The organism is Lentzea aerocolonigenes (genome assembly GCF_000955955.1).
Lineage (GTDB): Bacteria > Actinomycetota > Actinomycetes > Mycobacteriales > Pseudonocardiaceae > Lentzea > Lentzea aerocolonigenes_A.
In genome coordinates this window covers 36872-42992 of record NZ_JYJG01000061.1, presented here as the reverse complement: position 1 = coordinate 42992, position 6121 = coordinate 36872, and the positions used below count along the sequence as shown (strand labels likewise).

The 6121-nt window shown below is 68.5% G+C and carries 8 protein-coding genes; all 8 read right to left on the bottom strand.

What is annotated here, in order from left to right; genetic code table 11:
- Positions 1-34 precede the first annotated feature (34 nt).
- Positions 35-808, bottom strand: a complete 774-nt coding sequence (locus UK23_RS11215; protein ID WP_196777700.1) for a class I SAM-dependent methyltransferase — start codon at positions 806-808, stop codon at positions 35-37.
- A 2-nt stretch (positions 809-810) separates the two neighbouring features.
- A complete protein-coding gene (gene folE, locus UK23_RS11210; protein WP_082114570.1) occupies positions 811-1419 on the bottom strand; it encodes a GTP cyclohydrolase I in 609 nt (202 codons plus the stop codon).
- Positions 1416-1904, bottom strand: coding sequence for a 6-pyruvoyl trahydropterin synthase family protein (locus UK23_RS11205; protein ID WP_045311368.1), 489 nt, complete (start codon positions 1902-1904; stop codon positions 1416-1418). Before UK23_RS11205 ends, folE begins: the two co-directional genes overlap by 4 nt.
- On the bottom strand, positions 1901-2536 hold the full coding sequence (queE, locus tag UK23_RS11200; protein ID WP_045311367.1) for a 7-carboxy-7-deazaguanine synthase: 636 nt from the start codon (positions 2534-2536) through the stop codon (positions 1901-1903). Before queE ends, UK23_RS11205 begins: the two co-directional genes overlap by 4 nt.
- Positions 2533-3231: a 7-cyano-7-deazaguanine synthase QueC gene (gene queC, locus UK23_RS11195; protein ID WP_045311366.1), complete on the bottom strand. Its 699-nt coding sequence runs from the start codon at positions 3229-3231 to the stop codon at positions 2533-2535. Before queC ends, queE begins: the two co-directional genes overlap by 4 nt.
- Before the next feature lie 162 nt (positions 3232-3393).
- On the bottom strand, positions 3394-4041 hold the full coding sequence (locus UK23_RS11190; protein ID WP_045311365.1) for a response regulator: 648 nt from the start codon (positions 4039-4041) through the stop codon (positions 3394-3396).
- Positions 4038-5504 carry a sensor histidine kinase gene (locus UK23_RS11185; RefSeq protein ID WP_196777699.1) on the bottom strand — a complete coding sequence of 489 codons (1467 nt, stop codon included), beginning with the start codon at positions 5502-5504 and terminating at the stop codon, positions 4038-4040. The genes UK23_RS11190 and UK23_RS11185 overlap by 4 nt, the downstream gene beginning before the upstream one ends.
- Positions 5505-5512: 8 nt before the next feature.
- Complete coding sequence (locus tag UK23_RS11180; RefSeq protein ID WP_045311363.1) at positions 5513-5989, bottom strand: phosphatase PAP2 family protein; 477 nt, start codon at positions 5987-5989, stop codon at positions 5513-5515.
- Positions 5990-6121: the final 132 nt, after the last annotated feature.

Genomic DNA, 6121 nt, shown 5'->3' with positions numbered 1-6121 from the left:
ACCAACTCGCAGTTGGTAGTACTTGCAGACGCCGTCAAGCCGGGCCAGGCCGGGCGACCAGCACCACTCCCTGATCGCCCACCGCGTGCGGGCGACGGGCGAAATGCCGCCGCAGCGCGGGTTCCACGGCGGTGAGCATCTCGGGTGCCGCCGGATGCTCCTCGTACCAGAAGTTGACGAGGGTCCGCGCCGCCGCCCGCACCCGGTCGTCCAGATCAGCCTCGGGAAAGTGCAGCGCGGCTTCCGTCCGGTACAGGTCGAACCGGCTGAACCCCTGCCGTCCCAGCACCTCTTCGGCGACGGCGAGCAGATAACCCTGGTCGTCCGGCGGCTCACCGGCGACCGGGACGCAGGTCTCGTTCAGCAACGCCACGAGCTCGTTGTCCGGCGCCCCACCGATGAACACGACCTTGGCCTCGGGATGCGAAAGATCGGCCACCCGCCCGATCTCCCGCACCGAAGCTTCGAGATCGGTGACGTAGGGCAGGATCCAGTTGGCCAGCACCACGTCGAACGTGCCGTCGTCGAACGGCAGCTCCTCGGCACTGCCCGGCAGGATCTCGATGCCCGTTTCCCGCAGCCGCGTTGCCCGATCCGTGTGAGGTTCGACCGCCGTGCACCCGCCCAGCTGCACGGCGACCGCGTGAGTCAACTCCCCGGTGCCGCCACCGACGTCGAGCGCCCGGGAGTTGCCCGAAGTCAGCGACCGCACCAAAGCGATCTCCTCACGGCGCTCGAGGCGCGCCACGAAGTCGAGCCACCCGCGGTTGCTGAGCGCGTGAGGCCCTCGGTATCCAGTGGACAGCACGGTCACCTCCTGATGCAGGTCGGAGCGAGGCCCATCACCTGAGTGCGCAACGCCGCATCCGTGGTGAAGTCCCCGGCCAGGTGGGAAGTCACCATCACCGCGCCGTGCGCCTCGGCCCCGCGCATCGTCAGGCACGCGTGCTCGGACCGGATCAGGCAAGCCGCGCCCGAAGCCGCCAGGTGACCCATCAACGCCTCGACCACCTGCTCTCCCAACCGTTCCTGCACCTGGGGCCGGGCCGCGAACTCCTGGATCACCCTGGCCAGCTTCGACAACCCGACGATCTGTCCACCCGGCGACGGCAGGTAGGCAACCGTCGCCCGGCCGAGGAACGGCAGCACGTGGTGCTCGCACAACGCCACGAACGGCACGTCGACCGCGGCGATCACGCCCTGGTTCACCGACTCCGGAGGGAACTGGACGCGCAGGTGCCGGGTGGGGTCGAGCCTGAGCCCACTGGTCAGCTCGGCCAACGCCCTCACGAACCGCAACGGCGTTCGTTCGGTTGACGTCGTGTCGCAAGGGATGCCGAGTGCGGTGAACATCGCCCGCGCGTGCTCGGCCGCTTCTGCCACACCGGAGTCGGCGCGGGACACCGTGATCACTGTCATGAGGAGTCCTTTTCGGTCGAACGCCACGAGGCCGAGTTCACGTGCGTCTCGCGGACCGTCACCTCGGCGACGCGCGCGCCGGGTGCGGCCGGCAGGGAGCGCAGGGCGTCCTCGACGACGCGGGCGAGGAGCTCGGCGACGGCCTCGACGGTGGGATGGGCGAGACCGTGCGCGAGTTGCTCGGCTGGTTCCGGATCTTGAGCTCCGAAGCGGTAGACCTTGCTCTTGTGCTCGGCCAGCACGTTCACCAGCGGATCGTCGGCGCCGAGCATCGCGCCGTGGTCGAGGTGGACGTCGATCCACTCGCGCACACGGGCTTTCAGCGCGCCGAACTCGACGACGGCCCCGGCGTGCAGGGCCGGCGCGGACACCTCGGCCTCCATCCACCACGAGTGGCCGTGCAGGTTCACGCACTTGCCGGCCAGGTGCGGCAGCCGGTGCGCCGTCTCGAAGTTGTGCCGCACGGACACCGAGTGGGCGCTCATGCGATGCCCAGGTACTTGTGGGTCTGCACGGACAGGCTCCACTTCGGGTTGCGCTTGCAGTAGGCGATCGCGGCCGCGGTGTTGGCGGCGACGTCCGGGCCGTCCATCGGCTGCAGCCGGAACGACTCGAACCGCAGGTGCTCGAACCGTTCGGGTTCGCCGTCCACCTGGGGGAAGACCAGCTTCAGCTCGTGGCCGCTGGTCGCGACGAGCGTGGAACCGAGCTTCGGGCTGACGCACAGCCAGTCGATGCCCGGCGGCGGGACCTGCGTGCCGTTGGTCTCCACGGAGATCTCGAAACCGCGGTCGTGCAACGCGTCGATGGCCGCGATGTCGAGCTGCAGCAGCGGTTCGCCGCCGGTGCAGACGACGAACCGCTCCTCGTCCGTGTCGCCTTCCCAGACGTTCGCGACGGCATTCGCCAATTCCTCGGCCGTTGTGAACTTTCCGCCGTTGATGCCGTCGGCGCCCACGAAATCCGTGTCGCAGAATTGACAGACCGCGCGATGACGGTCCTTCTCCAGACCTGTCCACAGGTTGCACCGGGAGAATCGGCAGAACACAGCAGGACGGCCGGCGTGCCGGCCCTCCCCCTGCAGCGTGTAGAAGATTTCTTTCACGAAGTACGTCATGCCGGCACTGCCAGGTAGCGCACGGGGTCGGCGACACCCGCCTCGTGGAATCCCTTCAAACGCAGCACACACGTGTCGCACGTGCCGCACGAGACGCCGTCGTCGGTCGGGTCGTAACAGCTGGTCGTGAGCGAGTAGTCGACGCCGAGCTCGATGCCCTTGCGGATGATGTCGGCCTTGGTCATGTCGATCAACGGCGCGTGCACGCGGATCCGTCCGTCGCCTTCGACGGCCGACTTCGTGGCGAGGTTGGCCATCGCCTCGTAGGCCTCGATGTACTCGGGGCGGCAGTCCGGGTAGCCGCTGTAGTCGACGGCGTTGACCCCGGTGAAGACGTCCCGCGCGCCCACGACCTCGGCATATGCCAGCGCGAACGACAGGAAGATGGTGTTGCGGCCGGGCACGTAGGTCGGCGGGATCTCGCCGGCCATCTGCTCCTCGTCACGCCCCTTGGGCACGGCGATGTCGTCGGTCAGCGCCGAACCGCCGAACACCCGCAGGTCGATGTCGGCGACGATGTGCCGCGCCACGCCCGCCTGTTCGGCGACCCGCCTGGCGGCCTCGAGCTCGACGCTGTGCCGCTGGCCGTAGCTGAAGCTCAGCGCGTACGGGAGGAATCCTCGCTGTTTCGCGATGGCGAGCGTCGTGGTGGAATCGAGGCCGCCGCTCAGCAGAACGATTGCGGGCGTGTTCATGTGATCATCACCTTTTCAGGCTGTGTCAATGCACGGTCGAAGCAGGGGAAAAAGGCGACCGGATGCCCGGCGGAAGAAATCCGATTGGCCTCAAACGTAGAGCGCCGGAATTCGGGCCGTCAACACCTGAATTGCGATCGTTGATACGCGAGTGTTCGCGTTTCAGCTGGGGATGATCCCGGACTCGTGCGCGATGATCGCGGCCTGAACGCGGTTGCGCACGCCGAGCTGCCTCAAAATGGTACTTACGTACACTTTTACGGTTCCCTCGACGACGTGGATCCGAGCTGCGATCTCCGCGTTCGAGAGGCCCGCGCCGACCAGCCCGAGCACCTCGCGCTCGCGTGCCGTCAACGCCGCGATCCGTTGCGTGGCAGCGGGTCGCGGATGTGCTCTGGAGAGTTGATCAACGACTCTCCTGGCCACCAAAGGAGACAGGTACGCGGCACCAGTTGCGACGGCGCGGACTCCGGCGATGATCTCCTGCGGGTCACCGGTCTTCAGCACGAACCCCGCCGCCCCCTCCCCGAGCGCCCGGCTGATGTAGGCGTCGTCCGCGAACGTCGTGAGCACCAGCGTTTTCGTGTCGGGGTGGCGCTCGCGGATGTGGCCGGCCGCGTCGAGCCCGTCGAGGCGGGGCATCCGGATGTCGAGCACGGCGACGTCCGGCCGGTGTCTCGCGACCAGATCGACGGCCTCGCTGCCGTTCTCCGCCTCCGCGACGACCTCGATGTCCCGCGCGGTGGCCAGCACCGCCTTCACGCCGAACCTGACCACGGGCTCGTCGTCCGCGAGCACCACCCTGATCACCCGGACCTCCTGACCAGCAACTCCTTGTGCGTCAACCGATCTTCCCGGAAGCACAGCCGGTAGAGGTCGTGGCGGGCGTGGTCGAACGGGTTGGCGTGCGTGGAGTAGTACCGGCACTCCGCGTTCTTCGGCGCGGTGACGCCGAGCGGGTTGTCGACGCGGGTGCGCAGCGGGAGGTCGAGGTCGTCCTCGGCCGTGTCGAGCCGGGCCTGCGCGAACTGTTGCGGTGTCAGAACCGAGGTGACCGCGTCGAACACCATGTAGCCGGGCACGCCGATCGCGATCGCCGCGCAGACCGCGGATGTGATCAGGACGGTTCTGCGGGCGCTCTTCCTGATCTCCGCTTCGGTGCTTTCCCGTCTGACGTGGGTCGGCGTGGTGCGGGGCAGCGGGCGTTCCGGGAGCTTCGCCCTGACCTCGAACCCGCCGTCCTTCGGCCCGGCGTCGAACCTGCCGCCGACGAGCGCGACGCGTTCCGCGAGGCCCACCAGCCCCTTGCCGCTGCCGACGGCGGGTGGTTTCGGGGCCGGTCCGTTGGTGATGCGCAGCTCCAGGTTCTGCCTCAGCTCGACGGTGATCTTCGCGCCGGGAGCGTGCTTGATCACGTTCGTCAGCGCTTCCGCGGCGACCCGGTGCACGGTTCTGGCGATGATGCCGTCGATTGCCGTGATGCGTTTGTTGATCAGCTCGACGTCGAGGCCGCTGCGCTGGACGACTTCTTCGATCGTCGCCACGGGTTCGTCCTCGTCCGCTCTCAGCACCTGCATGACGTCGGCGAGCCGTTCCGCCGCTGCGGTCACGCTCGCTCGCGCGGTCTTGGCGGCTTCGCGTTGCTGGGCGGTGAGCGCCGGTTCCAGTTCGAGCGCTCCGACCAGGAGCGCGGCCCGTGCCAGTTCGTGGCCGACCAGGTCGTGCATTTCTCCTGCCAGGCGGGCACGTTCGGCGTTGCGGGCGTTGTCGGCGTCGCGTTCGAGGAGGGTGGCGTGCTCCCAGCCCACTTCCTGGAGCTCGGCATACCTGCGGCGGAACCGCCCGAACGCCCACGGCACCACGCCGAGCACACCGATGCCGGACGTGACGGCGAGCGCGGTGTCCGACCCGCCGCGCTCGGTCAGTGCGACGACGACACCGGCGACCTCGGCGATCGTGAGCGCGATCGCGGTGGCCCTGGGGTCTTTCGCGTGGCGTCCGGCCAGGAAGCTGGTGATCGCGAGCGCGGGTGCCAGCGCGATCACCCCGGTGGCGCTGTCGAACTCGACGCGCACGAGGTAGCAGACCAGCCAGGCCCCGAGCGCGAGCCCGAGTGCCACCGCCGGCCGTTTCCGCACGACGACGAAGGCCACCGCGAGCACAGCCAGGTAGAGCACGACCTCCCAGATCGCGAGCCGCCCTGGCCGCGACGTGGCCGCCGCGGCCACCACCAACGACGCCGCGCACACCCACAGGATCAGCCGAGCCCACACGGCACCCATCATCGCAGTCGTTGCAGCACCACGGTCGGCGCGTCCTCGTTGCTCCGCTTCTTCTTCAACAGAGCCGCAATCCCCCACGAGACCAGCACTCCGAGCAGCAGCCCGGCCGCGACGTCGTGTACATAGTGGACACCGACGACCACCCGCGAAGCCGCCGCGGCCACCGCGCAGACCGCCGCCACCCAGCCGAGCGCTTTGTGCAGCGACCAGATCGCCATCGCGGACGCCCCGGCGATCACCGAATGGTTGCTGGGGAACGACCAGTCGCCCGGCGCGGGACACTCCGCGATCGACGAAGCCGTGCGACAGGGCCGTTCCTCCTGCACCACGAACTTGATGAGCTCGCTCACCGCGTACGCCACCACCACACCAGCGCCCGCGAGGAAGCCGCGCAGCCGGTGCCGCAGAACCAGCCAGCCGAACATCAGGACGAACACACCCAGCACCGCGTCGGTGCCGATCACAAGCCAGGTCACCCGGCCGAAGCTACGAAGATCGCGGCTCGCGCACCTCTGCCGATCGGAACCGATCAGACCTTACTTTCGACAAGGTCGGCCTCCAGCTCGCGGACGATCGGCAGCACGGGCTCGCCGAGGTAGTCCGCCACT

What these genes read in the sequence shown, in the direction of transcription:
- UK23_RS11205 (WP_045311368.1), bottom strand. Translation starts at nt 1,904, where the DNA reads ATGAGCGCCCACTCGGTGTCCGTGCGGCACAACTTCGAGACGGCGCAC.
- queE (WP_045311367.1), bottom strand. Translation starts at nt 2,536, where the DNA reads ATGACGTACTTCGTGAAAGAAATCTTCTACACGCTGCAGGGGGAGGGC.
- folE (WP_082114570.1), bottom strand. Translation starts at nt 1,419, where the DNA reads ATGACAGTGATCACGGTGTCCCGCGCCGACTCCGGTGTGGCAGAAGCG.
- queC (WP_045311366.1), bottom strand. Translation starts at nt 3,231, where the DNA reads ATGAACACGCCCGCAATCGTTCTGCTGAGCGGCGGCCTCGATTCCACC.